The sequence below is a fragment of the Roseiflexus sp. genome, from assembly GCF_057785375.1.
Map to the genome: position 1 here is coordinate 44,688 of NZ_JBYNRX010000068.1, position 21,690 is coordinate 66,377.

Sequence of the window (21,690 nt, forward strand, 5' to 3'; positions counted from 1 at the left end):
CTCCGCGCTTTAGCCCCGTCGATGATGGCTCGTCGTCCTTATTTGAAAGGTATTGGGTTTAGAGATTAGCAATGTTGCCGCTCTGGCGCCGTCGGGCCGCGCAGAATGCCCGCCGCCCGCCCGCCACCCCTCGGTGACCGTCACCTTCGGCGCGCCCCTCGCCTCTTGCCTCACGCCTCGCACCCGAAGCATAACCATAAATGTCTCCTTTCCACCTGAGATGCGCCCCTCGCCTCTTGCCTCACGCCTCGCACCCGATTAAAAGCGACTGGCGCCAGCGGGGGTGCTGACGCCAGCATGCAGGTGGCTTTGGGGGGCGGCCACCGTGGGTCTGGGCTCAGTCGAGCGGCGCTTGTGCGCTATGGCAAACGCGGCTCTCCGCCAACCGCCTTTGCCCAACTCGACAGTCCGTCGACCGCTATAAGTATACACTCTCATGCCGCAGTGCAGCATTGCGAAATGACAACTCTGGGTTGAGTAATATAACGCACTGCGTAACCGAACATTCACTGCCTTGAAGTTCGCCAGCGGATACAACTTTCCTGGCGGCAACAGTATAACGCACTGCGTAACCGAACATTCACTGCTGGTTGCCAGACCGTGCCGACATGGTACGACCGCTGTGGTATGCTCAAAGCAAGCACAATGATGTGCGGGAGCAATGAGGTGTGTGCCATGAGAGTCCTGATCGTCTACGCCTCCTGGTTTGGGCACAACCGCGAAATCGCCAGAATCATCGCCGACCGGTTGTCGCCGTATGCCTCACATAGTATCTGCGCACCCGTAACTGCTGTAACTGCTAACGATACCATAGGTTGTGACCTGCTGGTGCTGGGAAGCTTTACCCACGCTCATCACGCCAGCTGGCGCATGCGGCGTCTGGTCGAAACCATTCCAGAGCGTCGCCTCAAACGTATGGGGGTCGCAGTGTTCGGTACACAAACGGTTGACGAACGGCCGAGCAGCATCGACGATCTGGTCAACATATTGGTACAACGAGGTGCGCGGTTGGTTGTTCCCCCGCTCAGGGTCATCCTTCCGGCGCCCGATTTCGTACTATGGTCGAAGGTCTCGTCTGCAGAAAGCGCCAAAATCGATGCGTTCATCCAGGCGCTGGTGCATCAACTGGAAACTGAAATAATGAGTCGATAAGGAACCATCTGCTGGGATACACGGCAGAGACAGCGCGGTCTCTGCTATTCGCTCTGGTGAGTAATGGGCACGAAATCGAATAAACACCGGTCGTGTTCAACGGCTCAACGCCTCCAGCAAGCGCTAGTCGCTTTCTTACGTCTCTACCGTGCGCTCTGGTGCAATGATGCGCCTCCCGGCACTTCATAAAACAATGCTGAGATCAACTGACATTACACGCATACTTTCGCACTACGATTTGGGAACGATCGAAGGAATCGCCGCTACAGGTCATGGGTTTGTCAATGAGACCGCAATTGTCATCACTCGACTCGGTCGATTTGTCGTGCGCCGCAACCACTATCGCTTCTCGCTGGCTGCGGTGTGCTATCGCCATCGCCTGATCGACCATCTCTGTCAGCGGTCGTTTCCGACTGCACGTCTGATCCAGAACAAGAACGGCTCAACGGTGACGATTATCGACGGCCGGATCTACGAAGTCCAGGAGTATATCCACGGGACCGACTTCGATCCGGGTCATCCAGGGCAGATCGTGGGAGTCGGCGCGACCCTCGCCTGTTATCACCAGACAGTCGTTGATCTCCCGCCGCCAGAAGGCGTGACATTGCCCCGGTATGCGCCGGCTCGCATTACGTCTCTGACCGAAGGTTTGTACGAACGTGACGTCATGGGAGAATTGCATGACGATCTTGCCTGGTACGATGGGCGGGCGTCAGCATTGCGCGCCGCCCTGCCTGATCATGCCTACAGCGCCTTGCCGCGCGTGCTGATCCACGGTGATATGCATCCCGATAATGTGCGGTTCGCCGGCGACCGGGTGGTGGCGCTGCTCGATTTTGATCAGGTGGAACGGGATGCGCGCATTGTCGATCTCGCAGATGCGCTGGTTGGGTTTGCGACCAGGGTGCTGCCGTCGGAGGCGACGTCCTGGGGCGTTTTTCGGGGTCCGCTCGACATTCCACAGGCGGTCAATCTGGTGTGCAGTTACGGTCGAATCGCACCATTGCTGCCGAATGAAGTCGCAGCATTGCCTCTGCTGATCGAAGTGCTCTGGTTGTGCAGCGAACTGGGGCGAGTTATCTCAACGCCCGAGGGAGCGCCAGATTATCATGCAGCCGTGCTGGCGCAGGGAAAGCGCCTCTCGGAATGGATGCAACAGCATACGCCGATGTTGATCGAGCGCTGGAGCGAAGCGACCATTGGTCGCTTGGACGCGCTGGCAGCGTGAGGGTGAGAGGCGAAGGGCACAACGCAAGAGGCGTGGGATACGAGTCAAGGTGGGAAGCGGCGCTCTCTCAGGTGGCGGCGTTTTTGAGATGCGATGTGTGTTTTCAGCGTCCCAGCGCCCTTTCCCCATCCTCCCAACCCCCTTATCTCCTCGTATGAGAAGGGAGGGTTGGGAAGAGGCGGCGCCCTCATGCTCAAAGCGAGCGATGCAATTGAAGGGCTTGCCAAAAATGCTCCATATCTGATACTAAATCGCGGTCAGTCAGACAGGATATTCGTTGGGCAAGGCGCAACGATCAACGCGCACCGGCAGGCGTGACGACTGCGCATCGGCATCAGCAGATCCAGCGGGGCTTTCACTTGCTCAGCGAGGGCTGTCGCCCGCAGCGCCCTGGCAGTATGGTCCAAATGACTGCGCACGAGTGTTGAGGAAAAAGCGAGAGATGCAAGTCGTGAGGTGAAAAAGCGGGAATTGAAGGTTGCGGGGCAGGAAGGTTGCCCGTTGCAGGAGGGAAGGTTGCCGGCGGGAAAGTTGCACGTGAATCAGTACAGATCAAGTCTAGCGACCTGACTCCGAACCTCTCGTCTCCCGCTCGACCATCCGGCGAAACAGGTCACTTTCAGTAATAACCCCAATCACTCGATCTCCTTCGACGACCGGAACGCCGCCGATGCGATGGCGGAGCAACAGTTGAGCGACAGCGATCACCGGCTCATCAGGTCCTACGGTAATAACCGTGCGGCTCATAAAATCACGCACCGGCAGATTGACGACGCGATGGTACAAATTGTATTGACGCATGTCGTGAACCTGCGAGTCGGAGATGCGGTTGATATCGCCTTCGGTGACGATCCCTGTCAGGCGGCCATTGCTGTCGAGAACGGGGAGACGCCGCACACGGTGTCGATGCATCAATCGTCGCGCTTCGGGGAGGGTTGTCGAGTCGGAAACGCAAATTGGCGGCTGGTTCATCCAGTCACGTACTGTATCCATAGGCTCAGATTGTCCGCTGTGGTGTGCGGTACGCTCTGCTTGCAAACCGACGCTCCTGGCTGGTGTTCGCTGCGACAAAGGCAGGCTCTCAGCCCGCCGCCAGGCGACGTTGGCCGAGAGCATCGATGCTTCGATGCCCTAGCCCCAGTGGATGCCGCTCTCGGAAGCATTGACCAGTTTGCCGTTGCGGTCGAAGAGCAACCGCACCGAATGCCGTACCGGACAGTCGATCACCGGACAGCGGCCATTGGCGGCATCCTCGGGAGGCACGTCGTATGGGCATCCATTGGCAACACACTGCTCGATCGAGACGGCATATCTCGGTGAGCCAGGAGGTCCGTCGAGCATATGGATGCGCAGCGGCGAGTCTTTCAATACCGGTTGATGTTCGCTCAGATATGCGCGCGCGACTTTGATGAGCGGATGTTGACGTTTTCTTCGTGGCATAGGTTTACCCTTACCGATACAATAACCACACCAGGATGGCGATAGTGTACTTTCTTTGTGCTGATCGCCACGGGAAATCTTCTCGACCAACCGTTATTGTCTCGCAACATTCGATTTGCGAGAGATGGAAAGGTGTGATACGATGGTCCACGTTACTGTAGTAGCGTGCGCAAACCAGGTCAATGAGCGAGCAACGACTCTCCCCGACGCAGCAACCTGTGCGGTCTGTCAACGGTCAGGCGGACGATAGTGCGCATCTGCGAGCTGAATTGATGGCTGCACAGGCGCGTATTGCCGAGCTTGAAGCGCAGATGGCTGCGTCTGTTCAACGTGTGCATCTGGCAAATGAACGATTGAACGCTATCCTGACGATCAGCGCCGCTTTCCTTATCACCCACGAGATAGATACCATCCTGCAGCTGGTCGTGCGCGAGGCTGTTCAACTGTTTCCCGGTACGAGCAGCGCGTTGCTGTTTCTCGCCGATCAGGCAGGGATGCGGCTGCGGCTTGTCGCCAGCAGCAATGGTAAAACCGGTAAACTATCCCTGCGTCCCGGTCAGGGTCTGGCGGGGCGTGCATTTCTTTCGCCGCGCGCGATGCTGGTTGCCGGTCCAGAGATCGAAGCGGCCTTGAGCGAGTTGAGCGAGGCGCAGCTTGCGCAGAAGAAGAAAATCCTGGCGTTCTGGCCCCCCGCGAGCGCACTACTGGCGCCGTTACGGACCGAGGAGTCCCGGATGGGTGCTCTGGTGCTGTATGGCGATCAAAATCCACACCTGATCCATCCGCGCGATATTCCGTTCGTGCAGGCGCTGGCGGATTTGACGGCAGTTGCAATCGCGGAACATGCCCAGCGTGTGCGGGCAGCAACGTTGCAGCGCGATCTCGATCAGACACAGTCGCTTCACGCGGAGGCGCAGGCGCGGCTCAATGCGGCGCAGGCGCAACTGTTGCAGAGCGCAAAACTTGCAGCCGTCGGCGAGCTGGCGGCGTCGGTGGCGCATGAAATCAACAATCCGCTCTACGCAGCGCGGAACAGTCTCTACCTGGTGGAACAGGATATTCCTCCCGATACGCCGCAGCGCCATTTTCTCACCATTGCCCAGAACGAACTTGGTCGTATCGCCCGCATTATTACGCGCATGCGCGATTTCTACCGTCCGGCGCGTGATGAACTGGAGCCGACAGAGATCAACGATCTGCTGGCGGAAACGATCGAATTGGTACAGACCCATCTGCGCCACGGGCAGGTGACGGTGGCGATCGATTTTTGCCCGCATCTCCCTCGCCTGATTGCGCATCCCGATCAGTTGCGTCAGGTGTTTCTCAACCTGATGCTCAACGCATGCGATGCTATGCCTCACGGCGGGCAGTTGCACATTGCAACCGAATTGTCCCGTGATCACGACGCAGGCATGCAGTATGTGGTCGTTGTGGTGCGCGATACTGGTGTGGGGATTAGCCCGGAACATATGCCGCACCTCTTCGAGCCGTTTTACACCACGAAGCCGCAAGGCACCGGGCTGGGGCTGGCGATCAGCGCTCATATCGTGACGCAGCACGGCGGTCATATCCAGGTCGAAAGCACGCCCGGCGCCGGCAGTACTTTCACGGTCCTGCTTCCTGTGGATCGGGCAAGAGAGGAAGATGGGTAGGGGTTCTGAGAACCAAGAACCAAGAACTGAGAACCAAGAACCGAGAACCAAGAACTGAGAACCAAGAACTGAGAACCAAGAACTGAGAACCAAGAACTGAGAACCAAGAACTGAGAACCAAGAACTGAGAACCAAGAACTGAGAACCAAGAACTGAGAACGCTCTCTTTTGCAATGCTGGCGATTGCGTCGGCGCACTACCGGCGCGTTTCTATCTTCCACGTTCACTTCTATCGTCCCTCGCCCCTGTTGTCCCTTCTCAACCAGAAATAGCAAGATTGTAACCAACGGTACAAAGAATCTCTGGTGCCGTACCATCTTGATGTTGTGTGATTACAACACGGAGTTGTCGCCTCACTTTCCTCGATTCTGGCGCTTTTTGTTATAGTGGCAACGGAGCAATCGAAGCGAACGCGCGGATCAAGCGCTCCAGACGGCTCTCCCCAATGACTGTCAGTTTGGAAAGGCATCGTGTCGAACTTGCAGCACATTCTGGTTGTCGACAACGATCCGGTTGCCGCGATGGTAACGCAGCAGGGACTGCAACGACTGCTCGGCAAAGATGTCGAAGTCGCGCTGGCGCCATCGCCAGGGGCAGCCTGGCTGCGCTGTATGCGTGAGTCGGTTGATCTGCTGATCGTGGATCCAAGCCCCCCAAGCCGCGCGGCAGCGGCGTTGATCAAGGCGCTGCACGACGAACGACCCCACATCCCCGTTGTGGTGCTGACAGCATACGATACACCGCGTCTGCGCACACAGATGAAGCGACTGGGCGTGCGTCACTACCTTGCCAAGCCGGTGGGATTGGCGGAGTTGAAGAATACGGTCAGCGGTGTGCTTGAGTCGCTCAACAATGCGCAGATGTCTTCGGCAATGAATTGATCCGTAGGGGCGGTTCAGAGACCCGCCCGACGTGGAGCGGCTGACGTTGTCTGAGCCTGTCGAAGCCACCGTCCGCCGCAAGACGGTCACCTCGGGCAAGGATTGTGCAACATCTGGTTGATCGTCAGACCCGCCCCTACGGTGTCCGGGAGCAGGATGACGCATCGATCATCCCCAGAAAATCGGCGACGGTGAATGCCGGATTGCGGTGGCGCTGCGGTTCGATCACGATGTCGCTGATCTGCCGGTAGAGCGCGGCGCGCGCGCGCACTAACTGCGGGTAGCAGCGCGTCAGCGTCGCTGCTGGCGTTTCGTCGGAGCGTGGCCGGTACATCCCGTTCCAGACAATCGGACGTGGTCGCGCCAGGTAGTCTTCCAGCAAACGTACCCGCAGATCGGCGTCGTCCGCCAGGTAGACCATCGTTGTGCGGCGTTTGATGCGTTCCAGGAGCGCGGCGTCGAGATAGACAATGCTGCCGGTCGTGTCGATAACGATATTCTCTTCCCCGGCAATCCGTTCCGCGATCTCCGCCATCACCGCGTGTTCGCAGGCGAGGTAGATGCGTTCTCGCTCGGCGTAGTGCGTATCGTATGGAAACCCCATCCAGCGCCCGATGTCGTAGACGGTGAAGGTATTGGCGTGGTATGCGGTTCGCAGCCGTTCGGCAATCAGGTCGTCGCAGTGCAACGCCTGGAATCCGGCATCCGCCAGCCGCGCTGCCCAGCGCGACTTGCCGATGCCTGCCATGCCGATCAGTCCGATAATCACGCGCTACCTCTGGAGTTGGGCTGCAAGCGCCACGAATGCGTCGAGCGTCTCCGGGTTCGCCATGGCGTCGCGGTTGGCGGCTTGTTCGGGCGGGACGCCGCGCAGGATTTTTTTGATCGGCACTTCCAGTTTTTTGCCGTTCAGTGTGCGCGGCACATCGGGAATGGCGATGATGTCGTCGGGGACGTGGCGCGGCGAAAGTGCGGCGCGAATCCGGCTGCGAATCCGCTCCTTCAGGGCGTCGTCCAGGACGACGTCCGGTTCGAGAGCGACGAACAGGTACATTCTGGCGGCGCCGTCGGCGGTTTCCAGGTCGATCACCAGGCTGTCGCGCACTTCGGCAATACCCTCGATGGCACGGTACATTTCACTCGTGCCCATACGCACGCCGTGACGGTTGATCGTTGAATCGGAACGTCCGTAGATAACCAGCGTTCTCCGTTCGGTCAGTTTGACCCAGTCGCCGTGCCGCCAGACGCCGGGGTAGACGTCAAAGTAACTGCTGTGGTAGCGTGATCCGTCGGCATCGCCCCAAAAGAAGAGGGGCATGGAAGGGAGCGGCGCGGTAAGGACCAGTTCGCCGACATCGCCGACAATCGAGCGCCCCTGTTCGTCGAAGACCTCGACGCGCGCCCCCAGGCAGCGGCACTGGATCTCGCCGGCGGTGACCGGCAACAGTGGGCAGCCGCCGACAAATGCCGTGCAGACGTCGGTGCCGCCGCTGAGTGAGACCAGCCAGAGGTCGCGTTTGACTTGCTGGTAGACCCAGTGGAATCCTTCGACCGGCAGCGGCGAACCGGTCGAACCTATGGCGCGCAGGCGGGTCAGATCGAATGCTTCGCCGGGCGTGATACCGGCTTTGCGGCATGACATAAGGTAGGCGGCGCTCGTGCCGAACAGGGTCATGCCGGTATCGGCAGCGAACCGCCAGAGCGCATTCATGTCTGGCCATGCGGGGCTGCCGTCGTACAGCAGGAGGGTGCTGCCCGCCAGCAGACCGCTGACCAGGAAGTTCCACATCATCCAGCCGGTAGTGGTGAACCAGAAGAAGCGGTCCTGCGGACGGAGGTCAAGGTGCAGCGCCAACGATTTCAGGTGTTCGAGCAGGATGCCGCCATGCCCTTGAACGATTGGCTTTGGCAGACCGGTTGTGCCAGATGAGTAGAGAATCCAGAGCGGATGATCGAAAGGAACCGGTTCAAACTGGAGCGCCGCATCATGGTTCAGCAGTTCGTCCCACGGAACGGTATCCGCCACGCGCGCATCGGGATCGAGGGAAGGAACAATCACAACACGCTCGACGCCAGGCAGCGCATTGCGCAGTTCGGCAAGCGCGGCGCGACGGTCGAAGGCGCGCCCGCCGTAGCGGTAGCCATCGACGGCAATCAGAACGCGCGGTTCAATCTGCCGAAAACGGTCGGCGACGCTGGCAACCCCCATTTCAGGGGAGCAACTTGACCAGATGGCGCCAAGCGATGCGCATGCAAGGAAGGCGACGACTGCCTGCGGTGCATTGGGCAGCACTGCCGCCACACGATCCCCCCGGCGCACGCCAAGCGCTCGCAGACCAGCGGCAACCGCAGCAACCTGGCGCTGCAACTCAGCCCATGTCATCGTCTGCGGCGATCCGCCTTCGGACTGGAAGATCATCGCGGGACGTTCCGCTGCGGCGTAGCGGAAGGCGTGCGCCGCATAGTTGAGGGTTGCGCCGGGAAACCAGAGCGCGCCGGGCATACGGGCGTCGGCGAGCGCCGCCTGCGGCAGCGTGGTTGCCTGGACATCGAAGAAGTCCCAGATCGATTGCCAGAACGCGGAGAGGTCCGTGACCGACCACTGCCAGAGCGCGTGGTAATCATCGAATGCCAGACCGCGCGTATGCGCCAGCCAGTCGATGTACTGCTGCATGCGGCTGGCGCGCATCACCGCCGGAGGCGGTGACCAGAGCAGGTCGCCTTCGCGGACAGGATGCTCAGTCATAAGCCATCACCTGTTGCTTCTTTACCATCTATCCATCCGTGCCAGGCGCTGACGCAGCAGGTGATCGGCGAGCACCAGCGCCAGCATTGCCTCTGCGATCGGAACCAGCCGCGGGAGCACGGTCGGATCGTGGCGTCCGTGGATTTCGATCTCCGCCGGATTCCCCGCGCGATCAACGGTGCGTTGCGGACGGGCGATCGAGGCAGGAGGTTTGGCGGCAATGCGCAGCACGATCTCCTCACCGGTGCTGATCCCGCCCAGAATGCCGCCATGATGGTTGGATTCAGTGCCAATCGTACCATCGGCGCGGCGGAGGAAGGGGTCATTGTGGATAGAGCCGGTCATATGCGCCACGCCGAAGCCCTCACCGAACTCGACGCCTTTAATTGCCGGGATGCTGAACATCGCCTTGCCGATATCTGCCTGGAGTTTATCGAAGACCGGTTCGCCGAGACCGGGGGGAACGCCACGCGCGCGCACTTCGACCACGCCGCCGAGCGAGTCGAGGCTGCGACGCGCCTGTTCGACGCGCTCGACCATCAGCGCCGCCACGCGCGCATCCGGGCAGCGCATGATATTACGCTCGATTTCGCTCTCGTCGATCACCTCGGCTGTCAGATCGCCGAGTTGCGCCGTCCAGGCAATCACCGAGATGCCATGCTGCGCAAGGAGGCGTTTGGCAATCGCGCCGCCAGCGACACGCCCGATCGTCTCGCGCGCGCTGCTGCGCCCGCCGCCGCGCCAGTCGCGGAAGCCGTATTTGGCGTCCCAGGTGTAATCGGCGTGACCGGGGCGGTAGAGGTCTTTGATGTTCTCATAGTGCCCCGGCTTCGCATCAGTGTTGAACACCAGCATACTGATCGGCGTTCCGGTCGAGCGCCCCTCGAACACGCCCGACAGAATCTGCACCCGGTCAGGTTCCTGGCGCGCCGAGGTTACCCGGCTCTGCCCGACCCGCCGGCGATCCAGTTCGCGCTGAATATCCGCTTCCGAAATCTCAAGACCTGCCGGGCATCCATCGACTACACACCCGACTGCCGGCCCGTGCGATTCACCCCAGGTCGTCAGTCGAAAAACCTGTCCAAACGTATTTCCGGGCATGAGTCGTGCTTCTCCTAGCGTTCGTTCTGCGCTGCCAGGCGCTCGATCAGTGCGCGATCATCAGCCAGACCGGGTTGATTGGGCGCTGCCTGAAGCGCGCGGTCGAGCATGGCCCGCGCTTTGTCGAATTGTTTCAACCGTGCATATGCCAGCCCCAGAGCGCGCAAATAGGTGACGTCGTAGGAGGCTTTTTTGACGGCCCATTCCCATTCGAGGGAGGCAGCATACCACATCCCGCGGTTTTTCAACGCAACGCCGTTGTTGTAGTGCGTCACGTGGTCGGAGGGCTTCAGGATATGGCGGAACCGCTCGAGGCGGCCAACGATGTCATTGTACCCGATGATCATGAGCGCGAGGGCGGTTATGTGCGCCACAATCGCGCTGATGGCGACAAATCGGGCGCCAGATTGCAGCGATGCTGGCCAGCCGGAGGGCAGGGGCGTCGCACCGAGCAACCGGTTAAGGATGTCGATCATCGCATCGGGGCGAGCAACCGGCGCAAACGCGGCAATCAACCCGGCAGCCGTCAATCCCGATGCCAGATACAGCGCCCACACTGCGCGTTGTGCCAGGTGTTGAGCCAGCCAGAAGCCGGTCATGCCGACCAGCGCGAGGATGACAGCCGGGATCAGGATGCCGATAGGAAAGCCGCGTGACGGGTTCTCCTCATAGAGCAATATGCCAAGGGCAGGAAAGATCAGCGCAATCAGCACCGTTGCGATCGCGCCGCCGCGCCAGAGCCAGACCAGCGCCGGCACAATCAGCGACCGTTCATCCGGAAGGGCGACCCGCACGAGCAGGCTTCCGCCGCACTGTGTGCAGCGGCGCTGCGCTTCGACGGTTGGTGCGCCGCAGTAGGGGCAGGGAATCGTGTTGTCGTCCGTTTCGATTGACGCCAGACGCGCCGCAGCAGGCGTCGGCGCAGAGGTGACGACACGATTGCCGCTCTGGACGGCAGTGCGCGCCGATGCTGGCGTCGGCTGGGCGCTCTGGCGCGCCGCAGCAGGCGCCGATGCTTGGAGGCTCTTCTGGTGAGCGGATGCGGGCGCCGGTGCAGACCGATGTCCTGTCTCCGGCGCAGCCGTGACGTTCGCCGGCGCGGACCGATACACACGCAGGCGGGTCAGCGAGAAGGCGCTGGCGTCGATCTCGCGCTCGGTGCTGCCGTCGGACCGTGCCGGCAACGGCGATGGCGGCAATGGCAACCCGATGCGCGCATGCAGCCATTCCAATCCCTGGCGCGCGCGCGCATTTGAAGGGTTCAGCGCCAGAACGTTTTCCAGGCAGATTTTCACATCATAAGGATCATCAACAACCCCCGACAACCAGAGCCAGGCGCGCTCGTTGCGCGGCTCCGCTTCCAGCGTGCGCATCAACAGAACGCGCGCATCGTCACGGCGACCATCACGCGCTGCTGCAATTGCCTGGTGCAACAAGGCATTGGCATTCATAGACGTATCCTTCGACGATGCCGCCGCAGGTATTACCGTTCCCAAACGACATTGCCTTCGAGAATGGTCATCTCAGCGTGGATGGCATGTAACGCCGACGGGTCGATTTTGAACGGATCGGCGGACAGAACGGCGAGGTCGGCGAGCATGCCGGGCGCGATCATTCCCTGCTCACCGGCAGCGCCGGCAGCCACTGCGCACCCGTGGCAAAAACCGCGCAACGCCTCTTCGACTGTCAGGCACTGTTCAGGATGCCAGCCGCCATCCGGCGTACCATCCGGTCGCTGGCGGGTCACCGCAGCATGGACGCCAAGCCAGGGATTGAGCGACTCGACCGGCGCATCAGAACCGAAAGCGAGCGTTGCGCCGGCATTGAGGAGCGCGCGCCAGGCGTAGGCGTTGGCGCAGCGTTTTCCCCACAGCACATCCGCCATCTCCATGTCGGCAGTGCAATGGATCGGTTGCATCGAAGCGACGATGCCGAGGCGCGCAAAGCGGGGCAGATCGTCCGGGTGCAGCGCCTGGCAGTGCTCGATGCGATTGGGGATGAGCAGGGATGGCGCACCGGGCAGCGCCGCCTCGATAGCGTCGAGCACCTTGCGGTTGGCAGCATCGCCAATGGCATGCACCATCACCGCCAGACCGCCATGGATCGAACGGCGCACAGCGTTGCGCAACTCCTCGGCTGACAGCACAGCAATCCCGCGGTTCCCGCTCCCCTCGTATGGCGCCAGCATCTCTGCGGTTTGCGAACCGAGCGACCCGTCGGCAAACATCTTGACGCCGCCGATGCGAATCCAGCGGTCGCCGAGTCCGCTATGCAGCCCAAGCGCCAGCGCCGCATCGAGACCGTCGAGACCGAGATAGACCAGGCAGCGCAACTGGAGGTGACCGCGTTCACGCAATGCTTGCAGATCATCGAGTGTCATCCGCCCATCGCCAGGGATCATGCTGGTGGGCAGGTGCATGCCGACCATACCGTAAGTATGCGCTTCTGCGATGGCCTCGCGCACCGCTGCCAGACGCTCTTCCTGCCCCGGTTGGGGAATATGGCGTCGCACCAGATCGACGGCGGTTTCGAGCAGGATGCCGGTTGGTTCGCCGCGTTCACGCTGGATCGCGCCGCCAACCGGGTCGGGAGTATCGGCGGTAATGCCTGCCAGACGCAGCGCCGCGCTGCTGACCCATGCGGAATGCCCGTCCTTCCGCGAGAAATATGCCGGTCGATCACCAAGGATGGCATCGAGATCGGCGGCAGTGGGCCAGCGCCCCCAGTGCGAATGGTCCCAGCCGCGCCCCTGCACCCAGGCGCCTTCGGGAAGGCGTTCTGCCGCCGCGCCGATCCGCCGCAACGCCTCATCGAGGGTTGCCGCATCGTCGAGCCGGACATTGCGGCGCGCCAGCGCGTGCGCAATCAGGTGGACGTGCGCATCGGCGAGCGCCGGAATGAGCGCGCGACCGTGGAGATTGATTCCCTCGGCGCGTCCGGTGACCGCAGCGCGCACCTTTCCTTCGCTGCCGACGGCAATGATGCGCCCGTTGCGGATCGCGACCGCCTGCGCGCGCGGGTGGGCAGGGTCGAGGGTGTACACGGGACCGTTGTAGAGAATGATCGGATCGCTCATGTTCGTTGTCCAACAGGCGCCGGAGTGCATGATGCGGCGTCGGCGTTTTTCAATGCGTATTCGCATGGTACGGATGGAGGGTGCAGTTGTCAATGATCGGCATCGCCTGGTAATGAAAATATCATCTCAATCTGGTACAATTAAAAAAATGTAAGGCGTTCGTCCAACCCCATACGCCCTGCCGCCTGGTTACACGTCATTGTTGATGGTTCGTCGAACGCACCCGCGCGTGTGGGTCGCCAGTCCCGATACGTTCTAACCCTTAACACATTCCCTTCCATGAACGAAGCCAATGCCATCCGGTCCGAGAACGACGCCTTAAGAGCGCGCATACGCGAGCTTGAGCAGCGGCTGGCGAGCGCCCGTGCGAATCATTCCGCCTCAGACAAGTCCTCACACAACGGCAACGCATATTTCGCCGCTCTCCATCAGACGGTGCTGACGATCATGAACCGTCTTGACCTCAACGACGTGCTGGAAGCGATTGTGAAGAATGCTGCGCGTCTGGCAGGCACAGAACACGGCTATCTTTACCTGCGCCGGTCGGATGCCGACGTAATGGAAATGAAAGTGACTGCGGGACGAATGGCGCTGAATCGAGGTAGTGAAATTGCGCCTGGAGAGGGAATCACCGGACGGGTGTGGCAATCCGGTGAGCCGATGATGGTGGAGGATTACCGGTCTTGGGAGGGACGCATCGAGCGGCTGGACATGACCGATTTTGGCGCAATCATCGCCGTGCCGCTCAAGGTTGGCGCGACGGTCATTGGGGTGTTGGGGGTCGCCTATGATGCGCCGGATGCCGTTAATTTCCATGCGATCGCCGCGTTACTGGCGCGCTTCGCCGATCTGGCGGCGATTGCGATCTATAACGCACAATTGTACGCTGCCGCTCAGACGGAACTGACAGAGCGGCGCCGTATCGAAGCGGAATTGCGGGCCAATGCGCAGCACCTGCGTGATCTGCACCTCATCACGCAACGGCAGGCGCAGGAATTGCGTCTGATGGGGCAGGTGCGCGCGGCGCTGGCGCGTGAGGTCGGTCTGTCTGCCATCTTTCGCACGGTGGTCGAGTCGATTGCCAGCACATTTGGGTACACCCAGGTGTGTCTCTATTTGCGTGAAAACGATGAGTTGATACTTCAGCATCAGGTTGGATATCCCTTTATCTGGGAGCGGATTCCAGTTGGCAAGGGCATCATCAGTCGTGTGATCCTGAGTGAACGCCCGACGCTGATCGCCGATGTGACAGCCGACAACGATTTTCTTGGCGTCATTGACGGTGTTGTATCAGAGGTGTGCGTACCGCTCCGCGATAAAGGGACGGTTATTGGCGCCCTCAACATCGAAAGCCGGAACGGAGTCGTCCTTACCGAAGATGATCTGCGTTTGATGGTCGAACTGACTGAGCATATTGGCGTCGCTATCGAGCGTGCCAGACTCTATGAGAAGCTGTGGCGGCAAGTACAGCAACTCGATGCGCTGTACAGCATCATGGGGGATATTACCGGCAACCTGCATCTCGATAATGTGCTGAGAACGATCGTCGAGCGCATGATTGTTCTTATCCACGCAGCACACGGCGCCCTGGCGTTGTATGATGCGCAGCGCAACGATTTGCTCGTGCACCTGAGCGTCAATATGGACTATGACTACGCTGGCGTGCGACTGGCATTAGGAGAGGGTGCGATGGGCAAAGCAGCATTGCAGCGCCGGCCAGTTGTTGTCTACGATTACCGCGCGTGGGATGGACGCTCACTTCAGTGCGAAGCGGAAACCACTGCGAACGTGTTGGGGGTTCCACTGCTGGCGGGCGATGAACTGATCGGAGCGATGAGTGCAGGCGATAGCAATCTGAAGCGTACTTTCACCGATGACGATGTTCGTCTGCTCAGCATGTTCGCTCAGCAGGCGACGATTGCGATCAAGAACGCGCGGCTGTTCGCCGAAGTGCAGCACCTGGCGATCACCGACCCATTGATGGGCATCTCCAACCGCCGCTACTTCTGCGTCGCAGCACGACGCGAATTCGAGCGCGCCCGGCGGCATCGGCACACGCTGGCGGTGATCATCGCCGACCTCGACGACTTCAAACGGATCAACGATGTCTATGGTCATCCGGTTGGTGATCGGGTGTTGCAGACGGTCAGCCGCGTGTTTCGCAATGAATTGCGTTCTGGTGACCTCCTTGCGCGCTATGGCGGTGAGGAGATTATCGCGCTGTTGCCGGAGACCAACGAGGACGGCGCAGTGCAGGTCGTCGAGCGTCTACGCCTGATGCTGTCGCAGACTGTCGTTGCTGTCAATCCGGCGACGGTAGGTGTGACCGCCAGTTTTGGCGTTGCCGCCCTTGCCGATCCATACGATATGCCGAATGTCGAGACGTTGATCGAACGGGCGGATCAGGCGCTGCTGCGCGCGAAATGCGGCGGCAAGAATCGCTTCGAAATCTGGCGCGAAGGAGACCACATCGTTCGGCATCGCTCTGCTTGAGCGCCTGATCAAACAATTCTCGCACTGCGCTGTGCATGAATGTCACGTCACGTCCGGTTCCTGGCGAGCGCGCAACCTCATCAGGACGCCATTCGCCTTGTCGCCCGGCGGCTGAAGCCGCGGGCTCCTGCTGCGAAGCCCGCCTGCGCGGGCTCGACCGGGCGATACCGGATTAATCTCTCAAACTCCATACGCCGCGGGCTCCTGCTGCGAAGCCCGCCTGCGCGGACGGGAACGGCGGCGTCAACGCAGGTGGACGCCCGGCGGAACGACTGCCCGGCGCGACTTCAGTCGCCAGCCCAGGCGCAGCGCCACAGAGACGCGCTTGCTTGCCGCCTGACCATGCATGCCTGGACCATCACCGGAAAACGTGCTTTACAGACCAATAAGCCGCGGGCTCCTGCTGCAAAGCCCGCCTGCGCAGGCTGAACCGGGCGATAGCGCTTTTCCTGTATGACCGCCGCTCTGAACCTCAAGGGGCATCTGATCTTGCCGCTTCGAGCCGCACCCACACCCGCTGTTCAATCAGGATGCCTTCGCTCGTTGTGACGCGCAGGCAGAGGGTGTACACTCCCGGTGGTTCTTCCCCCGTCTGCCAGATGCCCAGAATACCGTCGCGGATCGCTTCACCGCGCGCAATGGTGCGCCAGCCTGTGGCGGGATCCCGCCCGGAGGCGATGTCGAGCGCATAGATGCCAAGAGCGGCGCCGCGCACATACACCAGCGGACCTCGCACGGTGGTGCTGGTGATGGGTTGGGTGATCCGCGCAATGCTGCCGCCTTCACGCCCGGCGCTGATTTCCGGCGGCGGGCAATACTGTTGCGGCGGTTGCGGGATGCCGTTCGACTCCGCCCATGCGCGGAATGCCGGCGGGTACACAACGAAGGTCACCTGGCGCACGCGCTCCGGCGGCGTGTACGATGCCGCCAGGCATCGCCCATCATCGGATACGCCCACGGTCAGAAGGGACACATCGCTGGTGCGCGGCTCGGTTCCCGCCACGAATCGCTCTTTGATCGGGCGGGGGCAATGGTCGCCAGCCAGCGCGCCGGTGTCGGCGCAGATCATCACCTCCCGGATGCCGTCTGGCGGCTCAAAGGTCAGCATAGGGCGCCCTTCGTGGTACCGCACCATCAGTGCGCGCCAGATGACGCCAGCGCCATTCGATCCGGCGACCTCCTGCATCGGTGCGTTGTCGTTGTTGCCAACCCAGACGCCGACGGTGATATCGGGCGTGTACCCGACCGTCCAGGAGTCGCGCCACTCGTTGCTGGTGCCAGTTTTCACCGCCGCCGGCCGGCCATCGGGAAGTTCCATCACATTGTTTCGCCCGAACATGTAGCGGCGCGCTGCGTTATCGCTGAGAATGTCGGTGATCAGGTAAGCGATCTGCTCGCCGCGATCGCCCAGCGCCTGGCGACCGGGGGTGTCGCTGGCAGTTTCGAGCGTCTCGCCACGCGCATTGGCGACTTTCAGGATGGCAACTGGCGGACGATAGCGTCCGCCATTGCGAAAGGTGTTGTAGACCGCCGTCAGGTCGAGCAGGCGAACTTCGCCAGCGCCGAGCGCCAGCGGCAGCCCATAACGTTGCGGATCGTCCAATGTGGTGATGCCCATACGGTGGGCAAGCGACACGAACGCCTCGATACCGACATATTCGAGCGTGCGGACCGCTGGAATATTGAGCGAGTTCGCCAGCGCCATGCGCAAGCGTTGTGGACCGTGGAAGGCATTGTCATAGTTGCGCGGGGCGTAGACGGTTCCATCACCCGCCGGGTAGGTGACCGGCGTATCCCAGATGATGGTTGCAGGCGTCCATCCGCGCTGAAGGGCAGCGGCATAGACGACAGGCTTCAGTGCGGAGCCGGGCTGGCGCGGCGCAAGGGTCACGTTGACCTGCCCATCGATCGTTGGGTCGTTGTAGTCGATGCTGCCGACCATGGCGATGATCTGCGCATCGGGAGTGAGCATGACGACCCCGGCATTCGTGGCGCCACGCTCACGCAGCGGCGTGTACCCTGGTCCCCCTTCACGGATCCACTGCCGCGCGGTGCGTTCGGCTTCCGCCTGCCACGTGGGATCGAGCGTGGTTACCACCCGCAACCCGCCGCGGTAGAGCACGTCCGGTCCGTAGCGTTCTTCGAGCAGCCGCAGTACGTAGAACACAAAGTGCGGCGCGGTGATGACGGTTTCGGTGGATGCGAAGCGGAGCGGCTCATCGAAGATCGCCTGCGCCTCGGATTCGGTCAGGTAGCCGGATTTGATCATCAGATCGAGGGTAATGCGCTGCCGTTGTTTTGCGCCCTCCAGATTATTCAGCGGATTGAGCGTCGTTGGCGATTGAGGCAGACCGGCGAGCAGCGTGGCTTCGCCCGGAGACAATTCCCATACATGCTTACCGAAGTAGGACTGCGCCGCCGCCTCGACGCCGTATGCCCGGTTGCCGTAGTAGACTTCGTTGAGATAGATGCCGAGAATCTGTTCCTTACTGTAGCGCCGCGACACCTCGATTGCCAGGATGGCTTCGCGCAGTTTGCGATCAAGGGAGAGATCGTCGCGCTCGTCGGGCGACAGGAGCACATTGCGCACCAGTTGCTGCGTGATCGTCGAGCCGCCGCTTACGACGTCGCCTGCCTGATAGTTGAGGAACAGCGCACGCAGGATGCCCCGCAGATCGACGCCGGGATTCTCCCAGAACCCGGCGTCTTCGACAGCAACGGTCGCATCGATCAAGACACGCGGAATGCGCTCGAAAGGGACGACCGTTCGCCTGCCGCCCAGGGGATCGACCAGTTCGTAGAGCACCGTTCCATCGCGCGCATAAATGTAGCCGGTCTCTGCCGGGCGATGACGCCCGATCTGCGCCGGATCAGGGAGGTCACGGCTATAGTGGCGGTATACGATAATGATCGCGGTCGCCGCCAGAATGACGCCCACAATCGTCAGTTTGACGAATGCCAGAAACAGGCGCCAGAGGAAGCGGAGGAGCCTTGCGCCTCTTTTCGGATGACCGGGTATTTCTGGCGTTATACGGTTTGTATGGCGCATAGGGTACGGTTTTTGACTAATTATTCCGCTATCCGCCTGCCCGCCCGGCGACTGAAGTCGCGGGCTACAGTTGTAAAGCCCGCCTGCGCGGGCTGGACGTGGCGATAGCGGATTATTTTCGCAAAAATCATTTAGGGGTTAGAGGTTAGGGACCAACCTTCCACCTTCGCACCTTCCGCCTTCCACTTTCGCACTTCCCTGCCTTCCCACCTTCAACGTGCACCATGCAACGTTTAGCGATTATCGTCCAGCCACGCGATCCATTCCTGTTCCAGCGTCGCCAGGTCTTTGCCGTAGATCGCCTGGTAATTCGCCGAACCCGGCGCACCGCCGCCGGTGACGTACAGGGCATCGAGGCGTTCACGCCCGTACTGGTCGACGAGGAACTCGACAAAACTGGCCCACTGGTAGTAGAGCGCGTTCATGACCGCAACTCCACGCCCGGCATAAGGAGTGGCGAGCGGGTAGAACATCCCATTGGCGCGCTGTGCGCGGACGTAGCTGCGGAAATCGGGATGGCCGCCGAGCCAGTATTGTCCCGCACCCCACGTCGCCAATCCTTCAGAAAGGATCAGATCAGCGCTGAGGTGGCGCGGTCCGTACCGGTCGTGTTGCAGTTGATGCACATACTCGTGCGCCAGAATGGCAATTGCCCGTTCGCGCCCGATGCTGTCGCACGTGAAGACCTGGACTTTGCGAATGTCGGTGAAGGCGATGCCGCTCAGCGAACATCCAGCGTCCTGAACGAACGCAACAGTCAGCGGCGCCGCCATCGAACCGCCGAAACGCGCAGCGACATACTCGTAAGCGCGGCGCGACTCCTCATCGAGTTGGGCGCGCTCTGCTTCATAGAGTCCCGCGCTTGTCGTGATGGCCAACAGCGACTGGTCAGCGACGGGTTCGGCAACCGCACCGATCGTCGGAACCGCCTGGCTGCCCTGAGTCCAGCGCGACAACACCGGTGATTGCGGCTGACCCGTGATGAAGAGGGCCACACAGGCAACGATTGCGATCAGTGCAACCTGATTGACCGAAAACGAGCGATGGTTCATAGCACAGCGTATTGTAGCACAGCGGAGTCACGCCCGTCCGCCATATGCGCTATAATGCAAACATATGCTCTCAAGACCATTTCTGCCCATAGAACGATGCCAGAGTTACCCGAAGTTCAACACGCTGCCGACAGCCTGGGGGTGCAGGTTGCCGGCGCACGCATTGCGTGCGTCGAGCGGCTCGACTGGCCCCGTATGGTGGAGACGCCGGCGCCCGATGAGTTCATCGCGCTACTCGCCGGTCGTCAGGTGCGCGGATGGCGCCGGCGCGCCAAGTGGATTCTCCTCGATCTCGACGGCGGCTGGACGCTGGCGCTGCACCTGCGGATGTCCGGCAGTCTGACGGTTCATCCCGCCAATGCCGAACCGGACAGACATACCCATCTGGCGCTTCGACTGGAGGATGGCCGCCGGATTTTCTTCCATGACACACGAAAGTTTGGGCGCGCGCGGCTGCTGGATGCCACAGGTCTCGCTGCGCTCGACGCCGCACACGGCGCCGAACCGCTCTCTGAAACATTCACCGTCGAGCATCTCGCAGAGTTACTCCAAAACCGTAAACGCGCCATCAAACCACTCCTGCTCGATCAATCGGTAATTGCCGGGATCGGAAACATCTACGCCGACGAAGCGCTGTGGCATGCCCGCATTCATCCGCTCCGCTCGGCAGCCGATCTGAGCGCGAGCGAAGTTGCCGCACTCCACGACGGTATTCGCGCAGTGTTACGGCAGGCGCTCGCCAATGGCGGCAGCACATTGCGCGACTATCGCAACTCCTACGGCGCGCGCGGCACGAACCAGGACCATTTCAACGCCTATGACCGCGCGGGGCGACCGTGCCCGCGCTGCGGCGCCACAATTGTCAAAACCGTGGTTGCGCAACGGGGGACGCACTACTGCCCGGAGTGCCAGGCTATTCCGTGAGGAGCGACCAACCGCCGCGAATGAGCAGTTCGGGCAGGTAGGTCAGCACGATCGCTGCAATGTACGGGCTCCACCAGAAGAGATTGAGGAATTGCCCGATGCCGGAGAATTGCGCTGCGAGGGATGAAATGCCCAGGTACGTGGTGTAGATGTCGATGCCGTGGGTAAAAACAAGCAGAACGATCAGCGCGAAGAGTTGCGCCGGCCCGCCGAAAAGGTTCAACCGCACGCTGGACTCGACATATGAGAAGAGCATCCCGACCGGAATGAGCAACAGGTTCCACCATCCGGTTGGCGCCGGAATGCGGGCGGGCAATTCGAGAAACGCCGCCAGCATATTGATGCCGATCACTGCGCCGTCGAGGGTGTATTTCGCGCCAAGCGCCCACAACGGCAGCCCGAAGAGCAGCATCAGGATGCCGGCAGGAGCGCCGATCCCTGCGCGTGCTGGCGGCTCGACGATCGGATACGGCGCAAACGGTTTGCGCGGCGCGACGGCAGGCGGTCGCTGCGGTCGCGCCGGGCGCTGCGGCGAGGAACCAAGCGGTTTGCTGCGCACTGCCACAGTGTCCTCCTACCGCTGACTGCGCTCACGCATCGTGCGCGGCGACGCTTCCTCTCGCTCGCGCGTGCGGCTGCGTTGCGGCGCTTCCTCGTGTTCCTGCGCCGTCTCTGCCAGCACGCCGGTTTGCAGCGTGTCGCCGATGTACTCGAGAATATCGCGGATATCCTCGTTATCGTCGAGCATCCTGTCAAACGGCAGCGCCACGCCGGAGACGGTCTTCACCGTTTGCCCGATCTCCTTCAGCGTGCGGTCGATCCCGCTCACCAGCGACTGCATCACCGCCGCCAACTCCTCGCGCTCCTGCACCGTCAGATTGGCGAACCCGATCAGC

The 21,690-nt window shown here is 61.2% G+C and carries 16 protein-coding genes and 1 pseudogene; 6 read left to right on the forward strand and 11 right to left on the reverse strand.

Annotated elements, in window-relative coordinates; all coding sequences use genetic code 11:
* Window positions 1–675 precede the first annotated feature (675 nt).
* On the forward strand, window positions 676–1,152 hold the full coding sequence (locus tag AC3EA7_RS12095; protein WP_488614312.1) for a flavodoxin family protein: 477 nt from the start codon (window positions 676–678) through the stop codon (window positions 1,150–1,152).
* A gap of 193 nt (window positions 1,153–1,345) precedes the next feature.
* Entirely contained in the window at window positions 1,346–2,380 is a 1,035-nt protein-coding gene (locus AC3EA7_RS12100) for a homoserine kinase (protein WP_488614313.1), read from the forward strand.
* A gap of 558 nt (window positions 2,381–2,938) precedes the next feature.
* Here the strand turns inward: AC3EA7_RS12100 and AC3EA7_RS12105 are convergent.
* The gene (locus AC3EA7_RS12105) at window positions 2,939–3,373 is read right to left on the reverse strand and encodes a CBS domain-containing protein (RefSeq protein WP_488614314.1); all 435 of its coding nucleotides are present in this window, start codon (window positions 3,371–3,373) and stop codon (window positions 2,939–2,941) included.
* 138 nt (window positions 3,374–3,511) lie between these two features.
* Window positions 3,512–3,820 carry a hypothetical protein gene (locus AC3EA7_RS12110; RefSeq protein ID WP_488614315.1) on the reverse strand — a complete coding sequence of 103 codons (309 nt, stop codon included), beginning with the start codon at window positions 3,818–3,820 and terminating at the stop codon, window positions 3,512–3,514.
* A 182-nt stretch (window positions 3,821–4,002) separates the two neighbouring features.
* Here AC3EA7_RS12110 and AC3EA7_RS12115 point away from each other — a divergent pair, with 182 nt between their 5' ends.
* Together AC3EA7_RS12115 and AC3EA7_RS12120 are read left to right on the forward strand one after the other, a co-directional pair.
* Window positions 4,003–5,472, forward strand: coding sequence for a sensor histidine kinase (locus AC3EA7_RS12115; RefSeq protein ID WP_488614316.1), 1,470 nt, complete (start codon window positions 4,003–4,005; stop codon window positions 5,470–5,472).
* A 470-nt stretch (window positions 5,473–5,942) separates the two neighbouring features.
* Window positions 5,943–6,353: a response regulator gene (locus AC3EA7_RS12120; RefSeq protein ID WP_488614317.1), complete on the forward strand. Its 411-nt coding sequence runs from the start codon at window positions 5,943–5,945 to the stop codon at window positions 6,351–6,353.
* Window positions 6,354–6,489: 136 nt separating this feature from the next.
* Here AC3EA7_RS12120 and AC3EA7_RS12125 read toward each other — a convergent pair whose 3' ends face one another.
* Genes AC3EA7_RS12125 through AC3EA7_RS12145 form a run of 5 tightly spaced genes read right to left on the reverse strand, consistent with a single transcriptional unit; the run spans window position 6,490 to window position 13,276 of the window.
* On the reverse strand, window positions 6,490–7,122 hold the full coding sequence (locus tag AC3EA7_RS12125) for a shikimate kinase (RefSeq protein ID WP_488614318.1): 633 nt from the start codon (window positions 7,120–7,122) through the stop codon (window positions 6,490–6,492).
* 3 nt (window positions 7,123–7,125) lie between these two features.
* Window positions 7,126–9,099 carry an acetoacetate--CoA ligase gene (locus tag AC3EA7_RS12130; RefSeq protein ID WP_488614319.1) on the reverse strand — a complete coding sequence of 658 codons (1,974 nt, stop codon included), beginning with the start codon at window positions 9,097–9,099 and terminating at the stop codon, window positions 7,126–7,128.
* A gap of 21 nt (window positions 9,100–9,120) precedes the next feature.
* Window positions 9,121–10,200 (reverse strand): chorismate synthase, encoded by a 1,080-nt coding sequence (gene aroC, locus AC3EA7_RS12135; protein WP_488614320.1) that lies wholly within the window; start codon window positions 10,198–10,200, stop codon window positions 9,121–9,123.
* A gap of 14 nt (window positions 10,201–10,214) precedes the next feature.
* Window positions 10,215–11,651, reverse strand: a complete 1,437-nt coding sequence (locus AC3EA7_RS12140; RefSeq protein ID WP_488614321.1) for a tetratricopeptide repeat protein — start codon at window positions 11,649–11,651, stop codon at window positions 10,215–10,217.
* A gap of 32 nt (window positions 11,652–11,683) precedes the next feature.
* Window positions 11,684–13,276, reverse strand: coding sequence for an amidohydrolase (locus AC3EA7_RS12145; RefSeq protein ID WP_488614322.1), 1,593 nt, complete (start codon window positions 13,274–13,276; stop codon window positions 11,684–11,686).
* 447 nt (window positions 13,277–13,723) lie between these two features.
* Here AC3EA7_RS12145 and AC3EA7_RS12150 point away from each other — a divergent pair, with 447 nt between their 5' ends.
* Window positions 13,724–15,769: a GAF domain-containing protein gene (locus tag AC3EA7_RS12150; RefSeq protein WP_488614323.1), complete on the forward strand. Its 2,046-nt coding sequence runs from the start codon at window positions 13,724–13,726 to the stop codon at window positions 15,767–15,769.
* A 472-nt stretch (window positions 15,770–16,241) separates the two neighbouring features.
* Here the strand turns inward: AC3EA7_RS12150 and AC3EA7_RS12155 are convergent, their stop codons facing one another.
* On the reverse strand, window positions 16,242–18,818 hold the full coding sequence (locus AC3EA7_RS12155) for a transglycosylase domain-containing protein (RefSeq protein ID WP_488614324.1): 2,577 nt from the start codon (window positions 18,816–18,818) through the stop codon (window positions 16,242–16,244).
* Between the two features lie 233 nt (window positions 18,819–19,051).
* Window positions 19,052–19,870 carry a gluzincin family metallopeptidase gene (locus tag AC3EA7_RS12160; RefSeq protein ID WP_488614325.1) on the reverse strand — a complete coding sequence of 273 codons (819 nt, stop codon included), beginning with the start codon at window positions 19,868–19,870 and terminating at the stop codon, window positions 19,052–19,054.
* A gap of 96 nt (window positions 19,871–19,966) precedes the next feature.
* On the opposite strand from AC3EA7_RS12160, the gene mutM reads away from it, so the two are divergent.
* Window positions 19,967–20,794: a bifunctional DNA-formamidopyrimidine glycosylase/DNA-(apurinic or apyrimidinic site) lyase gene (gene mutM / locus AC3EA7_RS12165; RefSeq protein ID WP_488614326.1), complete on the forward strand. Its 828-nt coding sequence runs from the start codon at window positions 19,967–19,969 to the stop codon at window positions 20,792–20,794.
* Here the strand turns inward: mutM and AC3EA7_RS12170 are convergent.
* A complete protein-coding gene (locus AC3EA7_RS12170) occupies window positions 20,784–21,359 on the reverse strand; it encodes a hypothetical protein (protein WP_488614327.1) in 576 nt (191 codons plus the stop codon). The two genes, mutM and AC3EA7_RS12170, sit on opposite strands and share 11 nt — an antisense overlap.
* A 9-nt stretch (window positions 21,360–21,368) precedes the next feature.
* A pseudogene (locus AC3EA7_RS12175) lies at window positions 21,369–21,690 on the reverse strand (hypothetical protein); the annotation flags it as partial.

Bases quoted from the DNA above. Each gene is read 5' to 3' on its own strand.
- mutM (WP_488614326.1), top strand. From the start codon at position 19,967: ATGCCAGAGTTACCCGAAGTTCAACACGCTGCCGACAGCCTGGGGGTG.
- AC3EA7_RS12140 (WP_488614321.1), bottom strand. From the start codon at position 11,651: ATGAATGCCAATGCCTTGTTGCACCAGGCAATTGCAGCAGCGCGTGAT.
- AC3EA7_RS12110 (WP_488614315.1), bottom strand. From the start codon at position 3,820: ATGCCACGAAGAAAACGTCAACATCCGCTCATCAAAGTCGCGCGCGCA.
- AC3EA7_RS12130 (WP_488614319.1), bottom strand. From the start codon at position 9,099: ATGACTGAGCATCCTGTCCGCGAAGGCGACCTGCTCTGGTCACCGCCT.
- AC3EA7_RS12115 (WP_488614316.1), top strand. From the start codon at position 4,003: ATGAGCGAGCAACGACTCTCCCCGACGCAGCAACCTGTGCGGTCTGTC.
- AC3EA7_RS12155 (WP_488614324.1), bottom strand. From the start codon at position 18,818: ATGCGCCATACAAACCGTATAACGCCAGAAATACCCGGTCATCCGAAA.
- AC3EA7_RS12150 (WP_488614323.1), top strand. From the start codon at position 13,724: ATGAACCGTCTTGACCTCAACGACGTGCTGGAAGCGATTGTGAAGAAT.
- AC3EA7_RS12100 (WP_488614313.1), top strand. From the start codon at position 1,346: ATGCTGAGATCAACTGACATTACACGCATACTTTCGCACTACGATTTG.
- AC3EA7_RS12145 (WP_488614322.1), bottom strand. From the start codon at position 13,276: ATGAGCGATCCGATCATTCTCTACAACGGTCCCGTGTACACCCTCGAC.
- AC3EA7_RS12160 (WP_488614325.1), bottom strand. From the start codon at position 19,870: ATGAACCATCGCTCGTTTTCGGTCAATCAGGTTGCACTGATCGCAATC.
- AC3EA7_RS12095 (WP_488614312.1), top strand. From the start codon at position 676: ATGAGAGTCCTGATCGTCTACGCCTCCTGGTTTGGGCACAACCGCGAA.
- aroC (WP_488614320.1), bottom strand. From the start codon at position 10,200: ATGCCCGGAAATACGTTTGGACAGGTTTTTCGACTGACGACCTGGGGT.
- AC3EA7_RS12105 (WP_488614314.1), bottom strand. From the start codon at position 3,373: ATGGATACAGTACGTGACTGGATGAACCAGCCGCCAATTTGCGTTTCC.